Here is a 15086-nt window from a genome sequence, read left to right as displayed (position 1 = left end):
GGTTTACCACCCACCGTGGCGGGTAGCGCAGAAGGCATGGATCGCGGCAACAGCAAGCACGCACCGAGAGTCGACGAGCAGATGAGCCAGGAGGTCAACGGCCTGGTACAGGGGCCGGGGACCGGTGGCTCGCGGGTCGACGAGTCCCGTGTACCGGAACCCGCCGGGGAAGACCAGCCGGAGACGACCACCGCTGTGGGCGGTGACCTGCGCAGCGGCACCCCACAGGGGATGACCTCCGAGGACGTCGAGGCGCGAAGCCGGCTCGGGCGGTTCATCACGATGACCGCCCTGCCCGGCGACCGGGCCGCGTTGCTCGCCAACGCGCGCGAGAACGAGGCACCCGACGACGTGATCGCCGCGCTGGAGCGTCTGCCAGACGGCACCCGGTACCAGACGGTGTCCGAGGTGTGGGCGGCGTTGGGGCACAAGAACGAGACGACGCGCTGGTGAGACGGGCCGTTTCGGCCCGTCGCCCCCGCCGGCGCAGGGAGGGATGCTGATGAGTGGCGTAACCGAACATGTCGACGTGGCCGTCCCGGTGCGGACGGCGTACGACCAGTGGACCCAGTTCGAGGAATTCCCCCACTTCATGGAGGGCGTGGAGTCCGTACGCCAACTGTCCGACACGATGACCCACTGGACCGTCGAGATCGCCGGGGTCAAGCGGGAGTTCGACGCCGAGATCACCGAGCAGCTGCCCGACGAGCGGGTGGCGTGGCGCTCGACCGGCGGCACCCAGCACGCCGGAGTGGTGACCTTCCACCGGCTCGACGAGCACAGCAGCCGGGTCAGCCTGCAACTGGAGTTCGACCCGCACGGTGTCATCGAGCAGGCCGGCGACAAGCTCGGCGTGGTCGACCGGCGGGCCAAGGGTGACCTTCAGCGGTTCAAGCAGTTCATCGAACGACGCGGGCAGGAGACCGGCGCCTGGCGCGGCAAGGTCGACCGACCTCAGCCCTGACCTGACCACGATCTCGTCGACGGCCGCCGGTGTCCCCACCGGCGGCCGTCGCCGTGCGCGGCGCACCGTCCGGTCGCCGGGCCGGCTGGGCGCCGTCGGGCACGGCGGTCCGGGCCGCAGGTGGCCGGCTCCCGTTTGTGGCGACCGGGCGGGGGTACGGCTCAAGGCATGACGGACGACAGGACGTGGCGCAAAGAGGAGCGGCTCTCGCTGGAGGAGTTGGACCGGGCCGTGGCCCGTAACACGCTCGACGGGCAGGCCGATGACGTGACCGCCAACGACGCCGGTGAGGAGGCCACCTTCGGGCACGGCCCGGAGCCGGCCGACCGCGGTCGGGTCGTGCCCGGCAGCGACCTGGAGCCGACCGACCCGGAGCGGGGGTACCGCCCGTCGACCACCGGCCGTACCGGACCCGACACCATGTGACGCCCGCCCCGAACGGGTCGGTGAGACTCGGCCTCCCCGACCGGGGCGATGAAGCTCCGGCCGGACGGTCGGAAATTCGGACAGCTCGGCCAGAATCGGCCGTTCGGCTGACGGCAATGCCCTCGATGCGCGTAAGACTTTCGGAATGCATCAGGGCTCCGGCTTCCTCACCACGCGTCAGCGCCGCCTGGCATGGATCGGCTTCCTCCTTGCCGCCGTGCAGGCACCCGTCTCCGCCCGGCTGGTCGCGGACAGCTCCTGGCTGTTCAGCCTCTGCGTCGCGCTGATGGTGGCCACTGTGATCATCGCCGACGACGCCGCCCGCCGTCGTCCCGCCGACGCCCGCTCGACCGACTGACTTCACCGCCGACGGCCCGGCTCGCCGGGTCGTCGGCGGCTGTCCGATCGGTGGCGCGGCTGTGTGATCGGTCACCCGGGCCGAGGGGCGGGCTTGATCGGCAACGTCGACCGCTGGTCCGTTTCGTGTCGTCCTGAGGGCTGGCGCACCATCCGCGGCAGTGCCTGCTGCCCGGTCCGCACCGACTTGGAACTCGCGGACAGCCGCCGACGACCAGCGGTGGATGCGTCGGCCAACCGAGTGGACGAGGACGCTGCCGGTCCGGGTTGGGTAGATTCGCTCCCCATGCGCGTGCCCCCGAACCAGGTTCCCGCCTCCACTGCTGTCGACGCGACGCGAACCACCCTCGTGGGGCTCGCCAACGCCGTCGGGCTCGACGGGTTGGCCGCCGCCAACCAGCTGCCCGGGCTGCTCGCGGTCGTCGACCAGCACGCCGCCGCCGTACGCGACAGCCTGCACGGTGACCAGCGCCCGTTGACCGCCGCCGCGCTCGCCGGCTACGCCGAAGGCGTCCGCGCCGCGGCCGACGAACACGGGTGGCAGCCGCCCACCGATCCGATCGACTGGTCGGAGGCCGACTGGGTGCTGGTGCGCCTGCTCGCCGTCTGCGCGCTGACCGCCGCCCTCGACACCCCGGCCCCGCAGCCGCCGCCGCTGTGACGGCAACGGGTGCCCGCCGTCGGCGGACACCCGTTGCGGCCTGCTGCCGTGCTCACCGGCGAAACTGCTGCGTTTCGTCACTCGCGGCCCCGGACTGGTGGGTCGCCCGGCCACCGGCCATCGCCTGACTCCGCTCGGCACCGGCCCGGTCGGCCATCTGCCGCTGGGTGTCACCGCGACCGGCCGCAGCGCCCTGCCGCTGTTCACGAACGGCCCGGGACTCCTCGGCGATCCGGTGCAGCCAGTCCTCCCAACGGTTCTGCATCGGCTTGACGAGACCACCACCGACGCCGACGATCAGAATGCCGGCCACCGTGGCGAGCACCGCGATGAGCACCGGCGTCGTGACGGTCGTGGCGATGCCCACCTGGTTCAGCGCCGCGATCACACCCAGGGCGATCACGAAGACGGCCGTCACGTCGGCCAGCACCTTGCCGTACGACAGGCCGCCCAGGAACCCGCTGACGATGTCCCGTACGGCGTTGGCGATCGCGAAGGCGATCACCACGATGATGATCGCGACGAACGCGCGTGGCAGCCAGGCCACCACACCCGAGATCAGGTTGCTGATCGCGTTGGGTCCCCAGACCCCGAACGCGAACTGCAACGTGAACAGCAGCACGGCGTAGTACGCCAGCTTCGCCAGGATGTCACTGGCGTCGTACTTCGTTCGTTCCAGTGCGCGTTTGATGCCACCTCGTTCGACCGCCCGGTCGAACCCCACCCGTTCCAGCGCCGCGTCGACGATCTTGAGCACGGCTCTGGCGATGAGCCATCCGACCACCAGGATCGCGATGAACGCGATGGCCCTCGGTACGAACAGCAGCACCGACCTCCACATGTCAGCCACGGCATTGCCGATGTCGACCTGCCTGGCCGCGAAGGTTTCCGGCATGATGTCCCTCCTGTCGCATGGTCTGCCCCGCGCGCTTACCCCTTCGCTCGGACGGCACGCCGCGCCGATCGCCTCCTTTTTCTCGACAGATCGCCACAGGACTGCTCTGACCTGGACTTATGTCCGTCGCCTCGGGCATCGCGGCGCATGATCGAAACACTGTTCGGCTCGCCGGACTAGGCTGCTGTCATGCCAGGAACGGTCGGGCGAGTCCCCACGCCAGCAGGCAGCGCCCCGAGTGCGCGGATGCCTGGCGTCACCGGCATGGTCGGCCGCCACCAGTGGAGCGGCAGCAGGCTCGGCCCCCCGGAATACTGGGACCTGGCCGTACGGGCCGCCGCCGAGATCGTGCTCGCCTCGCCGGCACCGATGGTGCTGCACCTGAGCGACGAGTTCTTCCTGCTCTACAACGACGCGTACGCCGAACTGATCGGCGACAAGCACCCCCGGGCCCTCGGACAGCCCGCGCCGCAGGTCTTCGCGGACATCTGGCCGATGCCGGGCATCGGTGACGTGGTGGAGCACACCTACCGCACCGGCGAGCCGTTCCTGGAACGGGAGATGACCCTGCCGCTGCGCCGGGCCAACGGGCAACTCGACCAGGTGGTGTACGTCCGGGCCTGCTCCCCGGTGCGGGACAGCCGGGGCCGCATCGTCGGTGTGCTGTCCGTGATCACCGAGACCAACCCGGCGATCCGGCAGTTGCAGGGGATCAGCGAACTCGCCGCGGCGCTGTCCGCCACCCTCACCCTCGACGACGTGGCCCGGGTCGCGCTGCGCTACGCGATCACCTCGTTCGACGCCGACCGGGTCTCCTTCGCGGTGGACGACGGTGGCGGCTGGCGGCTGGCCCGTCGGGTGCGGGGCGAGTTGGTGGACGAGGCCGACGAACGGCTCCCGCCGCTGTGGCGGCGCGGACCGGCGGACTGGCCGGCCCCGTCAGTGGTCAGCGCCCGCACCGGACGGGCCAGTTACACCGACGACGGCGAGCCGCTGCGCGAGATCGCCGCCGACCGTCACGACCAGAAGATCCGATCGCTGGCCACGGTGCCGTTGAGCGCCGCCGTGGTACGCGGTGCCCTCACCGTCGGCTACCGCTCCCCGCACACCTGGTCCGCGCAGGAGCGGGTGTTGCTGGCGGCGTCGGCCGAGTTGGTCGGCCAGGCCACCGAGCGGGCCCGCCGCTTCGAGACCCAGCACGGTACGGCCCAGTTGTTGCAGCGCAGCATGCTGCCGGAGAATCTGCCGGGCCTGCCCCGGCTGCGGATCGCGGCGCGCTACGACCCGGGCGTGGACGGCAACGCCGCAGGTGGGGACTTCTACGACGCCTTCGTGCTGCCCACCGGTGAGCTGGGCGTGGTGCTCGGTGACGTCGCCGGACACGACGTGCAGGCTGCGGCCCGGATGGGTCAGGTACGCGCCGCCCTGCGAGCGTTGGCCCTCAACGAGCCGCGCCCGGATCAGGTGCTCGTCGGGCTCGACCGTCTGGTCAGCAGCCTGGGCGCCGAGGCCGGTACGCACGAGCTGTTCGTCACCGTGGCGTTCGGGGTCATCGACGTGGCCCGGGAACTGCTCACCCTGGCCAGTGCGGGCCATCCGGCACCGCTGATCCGGCGTTGCTCGTCCGACGGCGAACCGCGGGCCGAGTACGTGCAGGTGCCGGCCGGCGCGCCGCTGGGCGTCGGATACCAGCCGGCGACCTGCACCGTCGCGTTTTTGCCCGGCGACACGTTACTGCTGTTCAGCGACGGTGTGGTGGAACGGCGGCGGCACGGGCTCTCGCACGGTCTGGCTCGGCTGGCCGAGTCGGTGGCCGCAGCGCACAGCGGCGATCCCCGTGCGCTCTGTGCCACCGCCACCGCCGCGGTGCCCGGCGCCACCGAGGACGACGTGGCCGTGCTCGCCGTCGAGTACGCGCTGCGGCCGAGCCGGTCGGCCCGGATGGAGGTACCGGCCGAGCCGACGGCGCCGAGCCGGGTACGGCACTGGATGACCGCCCAGCTCACCGAGTGGCAGGTGGCCGAGTCGGTGATCGGCGCGGCGGTGCTGTGCACCAGCGAGTTGACCACCAACGCCCTGCTGCACGCCGGCACGGCGGCCCGGGTGGAGATCGATCTGAGCCCTGAGCGCCTGCTCGTGTCGGTGGCCGACTCGGGCTCGCGCGGCACGGTCACCCGGACCCGGACGGACACGCTGAGCAGTCGGGGCCGCGGGCTGGGCCTGATCGAGGAGCTGAGCGACGCCTGGGGCACCGATCCCACCGTGCGCGGCTCGACCGTCTGGTTCGAGATCCTGACTCCGCCGCAGTAGGGCCGAGCCCGCCGCGGGCCGCTCAGGTCAGCCGTCGGGCCAGCGCGCGACCGAGGTCGTGGCCGGAACGCCACGCTGTCTGTACCCGGGGTGGCGCGCCGTACGCGTCTCCGGCCACCCCGATCCCCTCGTCGTCGAGGTGGAACCCGGCGGCGGAGCTGGCAGTGGGCTGGGCGTACGTCCACCGGTGCAGGTGCACGTGTACCGCCGGTTCGGGCAGGGCGAGCAGGTCGCGTACCGCCGCCTCGACCGCCGGGGCTGCGGCGGTGGGCTGGGCGAGATGCCCGGCGGCGAACTGCGCGGTGGTGTGCGCGACGAGCACGGGCGCCCGGTCCCCACGGCGGTCCCCGTCGTCGCAGACCAGGCGCAGCACCGGGTGGTCGTTGACGAAGGCGCCCCGGAAGTCCGGCCAACGCCGGTGCGGGAAGCGCAGCATCGCCGCCAGTGACGGTGACCAGCTCTGGTTCCGCAGCGCCTCGGTGGCGGCGGTCAGGGCCGGGTCGAGCACCAACGCGGCCTGTGGCCCGGGCATCGCCAGCACGGCTGCCCGGCACCGTTGGCCGTCCACCGACGGTCCCGGGGCGACGTCGAGCACCAGCCGGTTCACCAGCACCGGCAGGTCCTGTGACAGGTGCTCGACAAGTGAACGCAGTCCGCGCGGCGCCGCCCACCGCATCGGGCCACGGACCTCGTGCCGCCCCTGCGCGCCGTACGCGACGAAGGTGTCCGTCCACTCCCGGACCAGCCCGGCGGCCTGCCACTGCGCCACCACCTCGGCGAAGTCCGGATCGCTGACGGTGAAGTAGGCCGCGCCCAGGTCGGCCGGGCGGCCGTCGAACCGTTTGCTGGCCATCCGGCCACCGGCCACCTGGGCACGTTCCCTGAGCTGCACGGGCACGCCGGCCCGTCGCAGCTGCACCGCGCACGCCACACCGGCGATGCCGGCACCGACCACCACGACGCCGGCCCTCTCCGTAGTCACCCGGTGATCTTACGTACCGATCCCCGCCGGTTCCGTCGTACCTGCCCGCTGGCCAGGCCGTAAAACATACCTAAAGCCATCGATGCTTCCGGAAGGTCTTCACAATCTCGCAACGGGTGCGTACCTTGACGGACATGTGGGAGCGCTTCCACGCAACTTGCTCGATATATCCGAGGAGCAGACCATGAGAACCCGACGCACGTCCGCCGTGGTCGGCGCGGTGACGGCACTCACCGTCGCCGCCACCGTCGGCGTGGGCGCGCTGCTGGCGGCGCCCGCCGCAGCTGCCGATTCCGCCTTCTACGTGGACCCGCAGACCAGCGCCGCCCGCTGGGTGGCGGCCAACCCGGGCGACTCCCGGGCCGCCGTGATCCGGGACCGGATCGCCAACGTGCCGCAGCCCCGCTGGTACACCACCACCAACACCTCGACCGTGCAGGGCGAGGTGAGCCAGTTCGTCGGCGCCGCCGCCGCAGCGGGCAAGATCCCGATCCTGGTGGTCTACAACATCCCCAACCGCGACTGCAGCAACCACAGCGGTGGCGGCGCGCCCAACCACAGCGCCTACCGTCAGTGGGTGGACCAGGTCGCGGCCGGCCTCCAGGGCCGACCGGCCACCATCATCCTGGAGCCGGACGTGCTCCCCATCATGACCAGCTGCATGGACGGCAACCAGCAGGCCGAGGTCCGGGCCTCGATGGCGTACGCCGGTAAGGCCCTCAAGCGCGCCTCGTCGGCGGCGAAGGTCTACTACGACATCGGCCACGGCGGCTGGCTCTCTGCCGGCGAGGCCGCCAACCGGCTGCTCGCCGCGGACATCGCCAACAGCGCCGACGGCATCTCGGTGAACGTGTCGAACTACCGCAGCACCGCCGGTGAGGTCTCCTACGCCAAGTCGATCATCGCGGCGACCGGGATCTCCCGCCTGAAGGCGGTCATCGACACCAGCCGCAACGGCAACGGTCCCGCCGGCTCGGAATGGTGTGACCCGCCGGGACGGGCCATCGGCACGCCGAGCACCACAAACACCGGCGACTCGGCGATCGACGCCTTCCTCTGGGTCAAGCTGCCCGGCGAGGCCGATGGCTGCATCGCCGCCGCCGGTCAGTTCGTGCCGCAGCGGGCGTACGACCTGGCCATCGCGGCCGGGCCGCTGCCCACCACGCCGGCCCCCACCACCCCCGGCCCCACCACTCCCCCGCCGCCCACGACTCCCCCGCCGGCCAGCACCCCGCCGCCCGGTGGCTCCGGTTGCACGGTGACCTTCACCCCGAACACCTGGACCGGTGGCTTCACCGCCGAGATCCGGGTGACCAACCGCGGCAGCTCGTTGAACAGCTGGACCGTGACCTTCAACGCCGGCTCCGGGGTACAGCTGAGCAACGGCTGGAACGGCGTCTGGAGCCAGTCCGGCGACCGGATCACGGTGCGTAACGCCGACTGGAACGGCAGCCTGTTCAGCGGCAACACCGTCAGCATCGGCTACCAGGGCACCTACAGCGGTAGCAGCCTGCCGGCGCCGAGTGGTTTCACCCTCAACGGCACCAACTGCACCTGATCGCACCTTCCTGGGCCCCTCGCCACCGCCTTCGGGCATCGGCGAGGGGCTCACGCCTGCGTCACCCTTGTCGGCTGATTCTCTGTCGGCTGTCACCTCCGTCGGCTTCAGCGCCGGTGGCCGACGTCCGGTTCGCCGGCCCGGCCGACGCGTTACCGCTGCCCTCGGGCGGGAACGCGTGGAGCGACGAAGGAGGAGACCCATGACCACACAGTCGAATCCCCCGGCCTGGCAGCCGGGCGTGACCGGTGGCGGCACCCTCCCGTCGGGGCCGGGTGGCCGTACCGCGGCGCCCAGCGGCGACGGGCACGGTCCGCAGCTCGGCCCGCCGACCGTGACGATCGGGGCCTACCCGGACTATCCCTCCGCCCAACGGGTGGTGGACCACCTGGCCGACAACCGGTTCCCGGTGGAACGCAGCGCGATCGTGGGCACCGATCTGACCCTGGTGGAGACCGTGCTGGGTCGGATGACGACCGCTCGTGCCGGTCTGATCGGCGCCGGCACCGGTGCCTGGTTCGGTCTGTTCATCGGCCTGTTGTTCGGCATCTTCACCGTCGGCAACTGGCTCGCGGTGATCCTGGCCGGCCTGGTCATCGGCGCGATCTGGGGCGCGGTGTTCGGCGCGGTCGCCCACGCCATGACGGGCGGCAAGCGCGACTTCACCTCGGCCAGTTCGCTGCGCGCCAACCAGTACGCCGTCATCGTCGACGCGGACGTCGCCGAACAGGCCCGTCAACTGCTGGGCCGACTGCACCTGGGGGGGCGGGCCCCGCAGACCGCAGGTTGACCTCAACCGCGCACGATTCCCACCGCCCCCGACCGGTACGGTCGGGGGCGGATCGTGTGCCCGCGACGGTCAGTCGGTGGCCAGGCGGGCGTGCAGATGCTCGTCGTGGCGCCGGCCGTCGCCGTAGCGGTGCGACTGCCGCAGGGTGCCTTCGGCCAGGTAGCCGGCCCGTTCGGCGACTCGGCAGGAGGCCGGGTTGCCCACCGCGTGACACAACTCGATGCGGTGCAGTCCGAGTTCGGCGAAGGCCCAGGCGGTGACGCGGGCGACCGCGGCCGAGGCGAGCCCTCGTCCGCGGGCCGCTGGCACCACCCAGTAGCCGATCGAGGCGTCCCCGTCGTGGATGCGGTGCAGCGACACCGAGCCGAGCAGCACGGCCGGATCGGTCGGATCGGCCAGCGCCAGCGCCACGTTCGTGCCGTTCGACCAGTCGGCGCGCCGCCGTACCCACTGTCGGGCGGCGTCCAGGTCGAGACCGTCGCCCTGGGGGTTCCACAGAGCGATCTCCGGGTCACCGAAGGCGTCGAGGGCGGCAGGGGCGTCGCCCTCCTGCCAGGGACGTAGCAGCAGGCCAGGGCCGGTCAGGTTCACCACGTCGGGCAGTGTGGCACACGCTCCTCGCGTACCACCGCTGGAATACGGTCACCGGTCCGAGGCTGTCATTCAAACCTTCAATATCTTCTCCCATGAGCCCTGCCGCCCGCTTTCCGGGCAGCAGTTCAGCGAGATAGTTCAAATTTTAGTTTGTGCTACCGTGGGGGCATGACCGAGAGCTTGAGCGCCGACCGCCTGGCCGCCTGGCGGGGGTACATCGAAGCCAGCCAGCGGTTGCTCACCCGGTTGGAGGAGGATCTGCGCGCCACAAGCGAGCTGAGCCTCGCCGACTACCACGTGCTCGTGCTGCTCAGCGAGGTCCCCGGGCAACGCCTGCGGATGGGCGAACTGGCCGGCCGACTGGTCTTCTCACCCAGCCGACTGACGTACCAGATCTCCTCGATGCAACGGCGCGGCCTGGTGGCGCGGCAGCCGTGTGCGCAGGACGGCCGGGGCAGCGAGGCGGTGCTCACCGCTGCCGGCCTGCTGGCCCTGCGCGAGGCCGCACCGCATCACCTGCACTCGGTACGCACGCACCTGATGGACGACCTCGACGACGCCGAGATCGCCTGCCTGACCAGGATCTTCACCCGACTCGGCCAGCGGCTGCAGGCCACCGCCAGCCCCGCACACAGCGACAGTTGAAGGAGCCTCCGATGCCCGCGATCACCGTCGACAACGTCCTCGTCCTGCCCCGACTGCCCCGGCTCGACGAGTCCACCACCACCATCCGGCCGGTCCGCCGGCTGACCACCGCGCCGAGCGGCTTCGAGGGCGAGGGCTTCCCGGTGCGCCGGGCCTTCGCCGGGGTACCGACCAGCGAGCTGGACCCGTTCCTGCACCTGGACCAGATGGGCGAGGTCGAGTACGCCCCGGGCGAGCCACGGGGCACCAGTTGGCACCCGCACCGGGGCTTCGAGACCGTCACCTACATCATCGACGGGATCTTCGAGCACCAGGACACGCACGGCGGTGGCGGCACCATCACCAACGGTGACACCCAGTGGATGACGGCCGGCAGTGGCCTCCTGCACATCGAGGCGCCGCCGGAGCACCTGGTGGTCAGCGGCGGCCTGTTCCACGGCACCCAGCTCTGGGTCAACCTGCCCAAGGTGGCGAAGATGAGCCCGCCGAAGTACCAGGACATCCGGGGCAACCAGGCCGCTCTGCTCACCACACCGGACGGCGGCGCGCTGATCCGGGTGATCGCCGGTGAGATCGCCGGACACCAGGGGCCGGGCTCGACGTACACCCCGATCACCGTGACCCACGTGACGGTGGAGCCGGGGGCGCAGGTCGACCTGCCCTGGCGGCCCGACTTCAACGCCCTGGTCTACGTGCTGGGCGGGCGCGGCACGATCGGCGCCAACGGCCGTGGCGTACGCACCGGGCAGCTCGCGGTGCACGGCCCCGGTGACGCGCTGCGGTTCAGGGCCAACGCCCGGCAGGACAGCCGCACGCCGACGCTGGATCTGTACATCATGGGCGGTCAGCCGATCCGCGAGCCGGTCGCCCAGTACGGCCCGTTCGTGATGAACAGCCGTGACGAGCTGATCCAGGCCTTCGAGGACTACCAGGCCGGCCGGCTCGGGGTGATCCCGGCCGAGCGGCTGGCGCACACCGACGGCCAGGGTTCGCGACCCTGACCCGATCGTGACGACAGATGGGGGGCGCCCGATGCGACCGGGGCGCCCCCGCTGGTCAGGAAACGGCGAATATCCCGGCCACGCCGAGCACCACCATCACCAGTACGGCCAACAGCGCTCCCCGCTCCCCCTCCACCGCCTGCTCGCGGTGCTCGGTCACAGCGCGCTCTGCCGGGCGCACCCGTACCGTGAGGGCGAGGCCATGCGGTACCGGTGGAGGATCAGAGAAAGACCAGGCGGGCGGCGAGGGCCACGAAGACCGTGCCGGCGATCCGGTTGAGCAGCTTGTCGACCCGGTGCCGCCGGTGCAGCCACTCCCCCAGCCGACCGGCGGCGAGCGCGATCACCGAGTCGACCAGCAGCCCCACCAGCACGAAGAGCAGCCCCAGCACCAGCAGCTGCGCACCCGCGCCCCCGGCGTCGGCATCGACGAACTGCGGCAGGAATGCCAGGTAGAACAGGACGATCTTGGGGTTGAGCAGGTTCGTCATGGTGGCACGCCAGAGCACCGTACGCAGCGGCACTACCGCACGCTCCTGGACCTCCGACGCCGACGAGGAGTCCAACCAGGCCCGGACACCGATGTAGACCAGGTAGGCGGCACCGACGTACTTGATCACGTCGAAGAGCACCGGCACGGCAGCCATCAGTGCCGCCAGGCCGAGCGAGACCAGCACGGTGTGCACCAGCATGCCCAGGGACATGCCGACCGACGCCACCAACCCGGCCCGGATGCCCTGGCTGACCGAGGTGGCCAGGATGTAGAGCATGTCCGGGCCGGGCGTCACGCAGATGACCAGCACCGCGACGAGGAAGACGGCCAACAGGCCAGGATCGATCAGCACAGACACCAACCACAGTGAACGGAGGTTCCGAAGAAAGGCACTACCTTGCCACATCCAACCGATCAAGAAACGCCGCCAGGTCCGCCAACGGGGAACCGGCCGCGAAGGCCTGCCCGGCCGGCTCACTGGAGGTGAAGTGCGCGGAGCTGTCGGTGAAGAGACGGTCGAAGCTGGCCGGGGCGACCGGGTCGGTGCCCTGCGGCGCCGGCAACAGCATCGCCACCCGGACCAGCCGCTCGTCCGCGTCGCCGGACGCCGCCAGCGCGCTCAGCCGGGCCCGGAACTCGGCGTAGCCGAGGTGTTCGGCACCGGCCTCGGCCAGCCGGGCAAAGATCTCCGCGTACCCGAGACCACCGGGTCGGAGCAGGTGCACCGTGCCGCCGGCCGCAGGTGCCGCACCGAGGACCGCGTCGGCCAGACAGCCGGCCAGCAGATCCACCGGCAGGTGGTCGGTGCGCGCCCCGGTCGGAAAGACCACCCCGGTACGCGCCGCCGCGTAGACCACCGAGTGCGCCAGTGACGCCCGGTTCGGCAGCCCGATCCGACGGTGCGGCCAGATCTCGCCGAGCCGGTAGACCACCGCGTCGACCCCGAAGCCGCGGGCCCGCTCCAGCAGGTGCTCGGCGACCAGCTTGGACTGGTCGTACCCGCCCGGCGGGAGCGGCTCGTCCAGTCCGGGCAACCGGTCCGGGCCGATCGGCGTCCCGGACGTGCCGCGCGCCGCGGCGGACAAGACGCTGAACGTGGAGAGCACGTGCAGCCGGCAGCCGGATCCGGCGGCGGCGAGCCGGACCAGCTCACCGGTGCCGAACACGTTGGGGCCCCGGTGGGCGCCGTAGTCGCGCAGGAAGTTGACCAGTGCACCGGCATGCACCACCGCGTCCACCGCGCCGGCCAGGGCCCGGAAGGCGGTGTCGTCGAGGCCGAGCAGCGGTGCGCCCAGGTCACCGGTGACCACCCGGACCCGCCCCTGCACCAGGGCGTGCTCCAGGGCGGTGAGCGCGTCGGTCAGCCCGTACGCCCGCAGCACCGCCACCAGCCGGGCCGCTCCGGCAGCCGGATCGGCCGCCCGGACCAGGCAGTGCAGCTCGACCTCCGGCCGGGTCACCAACTCGGCCAGTACGTGCGCGCCGACGAAACCGGTGACCCCGGTCAGCAGCAGCTGTCGGGCCAGCGTCGGTGCCGGCGGCACGCCGGCACCGACCAGGTCGCTCGGGTCGGCGTCGCGGGCCAGCAGCGCGAGATCCACCGCTGCGCCGGTGTCGCTCTGCCCGCTACCCAGCAGCCGGGCCTGGGCCCGTACGGTGTCGGCCGCCAGCAGGTGGGCCAGGGACACCGGACGGGCCTGGCGCAGGCCGAGCAGTGCGGCGAGCTGGTGGGTGAGCAGCGAGGTGCCGCCGTAGTCGGCGAAGGGCACGCTGACCGAGACCTCGGCGCGGCCGAGCACCTCACACCAGGCCGAGGCGACCAACTCCTCCGCCGGGCTGCCGGGCGCCTCCACCGGAGCACTGCCGGCGGCCGTCCGGGCCACCTGCTCCAGGGCGCGCCGGTCGAGTTTGCCGTGTGGGGTCAGCGGAATCTCGTCCACCACGGTCACCGCCCGGGGCACGGTCTCCGGGGGCAGCGACGCCCGCAGCCAGTCGACCAGGGTGGCCGGGGTGACGGTGTGGGACTCGTCGGACCGCAGACTCACGAAGGCTGCCAGGGACCGGGCGTCGCCCTCGCCCCGGACGATCACCGCGGCGCCACGTACCGCCGGGTGCGCGGCGAGGACCCGCTCCACCTCGGCCAGTTCGATGCGGACCCCGCCGACCTTGACCTGGTCGTCGCGGCGGCCGTCGAACATCAGCAGCCCGTCCGGGGTGTGGTGACCCAGGTCCCCGGTGCGGTAGAGCAGGTCACCGGCGATCTCGGGGAACGGGTTGGGCACGAAGGCCCGGGCCGTGCGCTCCGGATCACCGAGATAGCCGGCGCCGACGCAGAGGCCACCGATGTAGATCTCGCCGACGGTCTCCGGGGGCACTGGGCGACGTGCGTCGTCGAGCACCACGGCGGCGGTGTTGCCGATGGCGGTGCCGAGGGGGATTCGGCCGGTGACCTCGGTGATCTCGTGGAAGACGGAGCCGATCGAGCACTCGGTCGGGCCGAAGGTGTTGGTCACCCTCAGGTCGGGCAGGAGCTTCCAGAGGCGGTCGAGCACCGCACCGTTGGCTTCCTCGCCACCGATCAGCATCCGGCGCAGACCGGCCAGTTCGGCGCAGAGGTCGGCCCGGAGTTCGAGGAGGCTGACCAGTGCGCCGAGCACCGAGGGGACGAAGTCGGTGATAGTCACCGCGTACCGGCCGAGGATGTGGCAGGTCTGCTCCAGGTCCAGGATGCCCTGCCGGTCGGGCAGGACCACCTGACCGCCGGTGGTCAACGGCCAGAGCAGTTGCCACATCGAGGAGTCGAAGGTCGGCTTGCTGTTCTGCAACACGATTTGCTCGGCGCCGTCACCGAAGTGGTGTGACATTGCCGCGAGCCGGTTGACCAGACCCCGATGTCTGTTCAGTGCGCATTTGGGAGTGCCGGTGGAGCCGGAGGTGAAATACCCGTAAATCAGGTCGTCCGGGCCGGGGCGTGGGCCGGTCGGAGTTCCGCTCACCAATTGTGTGCGGTCAATTATCAGAACATGGTCGGCGGTGCCGAGGCCGACCAGTGCCGGTGCAGTGGCGGCCACGGCGAGGATGACCCGGGGCGAGAGTTGACGGAAGAGTTCGGCGAGCCGGGACGCCGGCCAGCCCGGGTCGACCGGCACGAAGGGGGCACCGACCTTCATCGCCGCCAGCAGACCGATCGGAAACTCGACGCCCTCGGCGATGACCAGCGGGACGAAGTCACCGACGCCCACCCCGCGCTCGACCAAACTCTCGGCCAGCGCCTCGGCATGCTGGTTGAGCTTGCGAAACGTGAGGGTCTGGTCGCGGAAGCGGACGGCCGGCCGGTCCGGGGTCCGCGCCACCGTGGCCTCGAAGAGGTCGATGACCGAGCTTTCGGCCGGCACCGGCAGGATGGGCCC

General features: G+C 71.4%; 15 protein-coding genes. 10 read left to right on the top strand and 5 right to left on the bottom strand.

Features of this window, described 5'->3' with window-relative positions; translation table 11 throughout:
* Nucleotides 1-36 precede the first annotated feature (36 nt).
* The 5 genes from Vgi01_RS15360 (at nucleotide 37) to Vgi01_RS15340 (ending at nucleotide 2408) form a co-directional block, all read left to right on the top strand.
* Complete coding sequence (locus Vgi01_RS15360) at nucleotides 37-453, top strand: DUF2795 domain-containing protein (RefSeq protein ID WP_204291462.1); 417 nt, start codon at nucleotides 37-39, stop codon at nucleotides 451-453.
* Nucleotides 454-502: 49 nt separating this feature from the next.
* Entirely contained in the window at nucleotides 503-964 is a 462-nt protein-coding gene (locus tag Vgi01_RS15355; protein WP_013732637.1) for an SRPBCC family protein, read from the top strand.
* A gap of 168 nt (nucleotides 965-1132) precedes the next feature.
* Nucleotides 1133-1390: a hypothetical protein gene (locus tag Vgi01_RS15350; RefSeq protein WP_102658106.1), complete on the top strand. Its 258-nt coding sequence runs from the start codon at nucleotides 1133-1135 to the stop codon at nucleotides 1388-1390.
* 145 nt (nucleotides 1391-1535) lie between these two features.
* On the top strand, nucleotides 1536-1748 hold the full coding sequence (locus tag Vgi01_RS15345; RefSeq protein WP_102658107.1) for a hypothetical protein: 213 nt from the start codon (nucleotides 1536-1538) through the stop codon (nucleotides 1746-1748).
* A 285-nt stretch (nucleotides 1749-2033) separates the two neighbouring features.
* The gene (locus Vgi01_RS15340; RefSeq protein WP_204291461.1) at nucleotides 2034-2408 is read left to right on the top strand and encodes a DUF6401 family natural product biosynthesis protein; all 375 of its coding nucleotides are present in this window, start codon (nucleotides 2034-2036) and stop codon (nucleotides 2406-2408) included.
* Nucleotides 2409-2460: 52 nt separating this feature from the next.
* On the opposite strand, the gene Vgi01_RS15335 is transcribed toward Vgi01_RS15340, so the two are convergent.
* The gene (locus tag Vgi01_RS15335; protein WP_204291460.1) at nucleotides 2461-3303 is read right to left on the bottom strand and encodes a mechanosensitive ion channel family protein; all 843 of its coding nucleotides are present in this window, start codon (nucleotides 3301-3303) and stop codon (nucleotides 2461-2463) included.
* 189 nt (nucleotides 3304-3492) lie between these two features.
* On the opposite strand from Vgi01_RS15335, the gene Vgi01_RS15330 reads away from it, so the two are divergent.
* Nucleotides 3493-5613: a SpoIIE family protein phosphatase gene (locus Vgi01_RS15330; protein WP_204291459.1), complete on the top strand. Its 2121-nt coding sequence runs from the start codon at nucleotides 3493-3495 to the stop codon at nucleotides 5611-5613.
* Between the two features lie 22 nt (nucleotides 5614-5635).
* On the opposite strand, the gene Vgi01_RS15325 is transcribed toward Vgi01_RS15330, so the two are convergent.
* Nucleotides 5636-6595: an NAD(P)/FAD-dependent oxidoreductase gene (locus tag Vgi01_RS15325; protein ID WP_204291458.1), complete on the bottom strand. Its 960-nt coding sequence runs from the start codon at nucleotides 6593-6595 to the stop codon at nucleotides 5636-5638.
* 184 nt (nucleotides 6596-6779) lie between these two features.
* Between Vgi01_RS15325 and Vgi01_RS15320 the strand changes: the two genes are divergently transcribed.
* Nucleotides 6780-8153 carry a glycoside hydrolase family 6 protein gene (locus Vgi01_RS15320; RefSeq protein ID WP_204291457.1) on the top strand — a complete coding sequence of 458 codons (1374 nt, stop codon included), beginning with the start codon at nucleotides 6780-6782 and terminating at the stop codon, nucleotides 8151-8153.
* 202 nt (nucleotides 8154-8355) lie between these two features.
* A complete protein-coding gene (locus Vgi01_RS15315) occupies nucleotides 8356-8943 on the top strand; it encodes a general stress protein (protein WP_013732629.1) in 588 nt (195 codons plus the stop codon).
* Nucleotides 8944-9012: 69 nt separating this feature from the next.
* Here Vgi01_RS15315 and Vgi01_RS15310 read toward each other — a convergent pair whose 3' ends face one another.
* Nucleotides 9013-9537: a GNAT family N-acetyltransferase gene (locus Vgi01_RS15310; protein WP_013732628.1), complete on the bottom strand. Its 525-nt coding sequence runs from the start codon at nucleotides 9535-9537 to the stop codon at nucleotides 9013-9015.
* A gap of 168 nt (nucleotides 9538-9705) precedes the next feature.
* On the opposite strand from Vgi01_RS15310, the gene Vgi01_RS15305 reads away from it, so the two are divergent.
* Complete coding sequence (locus Vgi01_RS15305; protein WP_102661092.1) at nucleotides 9706-10182, top strand: MarR family winged helix-turn-helix transcriptional regulator; 477 nt, start codon at nucleotides 9706-9708, stop codon at nucleotides 10180-10182.
* 11 nt (nucleotides 10183-10193) lie between these two features.
* On the top strand, nucleotides 10194-11183 hold the full coding sequence (locus tag Vgi01_RS15300; RefSeq protein ID WP_102661091.1) for a pirin family protein: 990 nt from the start codon (nucleotides 10194-10196) through the stop codon (nucleotides 11181-11183).
* Nucleotides 11184-11404: 221 nt separating this feature from the next.
* On the opposite strand, the gene Vgi01_RS15295 is transcribed toward Vgi01_RS15300, so the two are convergent.
* Complete coding sequence (locus Vgi01_RS15295; RefSeq protein ID WP_204291456.1) at nucleotides 11405-12028, bottom strand: LysE family translocator; 624 nt, start codon at nucleotides 12026-12028, stop codon at nucleotides 11405-11407.
* A gap of 40 nt (nucleotides 12029-12068) precedes the next feature.
* Nucleotides 12069-15071 carry a non-ribosomal peptide synthetase gene (locus Vgi01_RS15290; protein ID WP_204291455.1) on the bottom strand — a complete coding sequence of 1001 codons (3003 nt, stop codon included), beginning with the start codon at nucleotides 15069-15071 and terminating at the stop codon, nucleotides 12069-12071.
* Nucleotides 15072-15086: the final 15 nt, after the last annotated feature.

Origin of the sequence: Micromonospora gifhornensis (assembly GCF_016863515.1) — a bacterium.
GTDB classification, from domain to species: domain Bacteria; phylum Actinomycetota; class Actinomycetes; order Mycobacteriales; family Micromonosporaceae; genus Micromonospora; species Micromonospora gifhornensis.
Note: the sequence above shows the minus strand (reverse complement) of the source record. Positions and strands in the feature narration are given on the sequence as shown.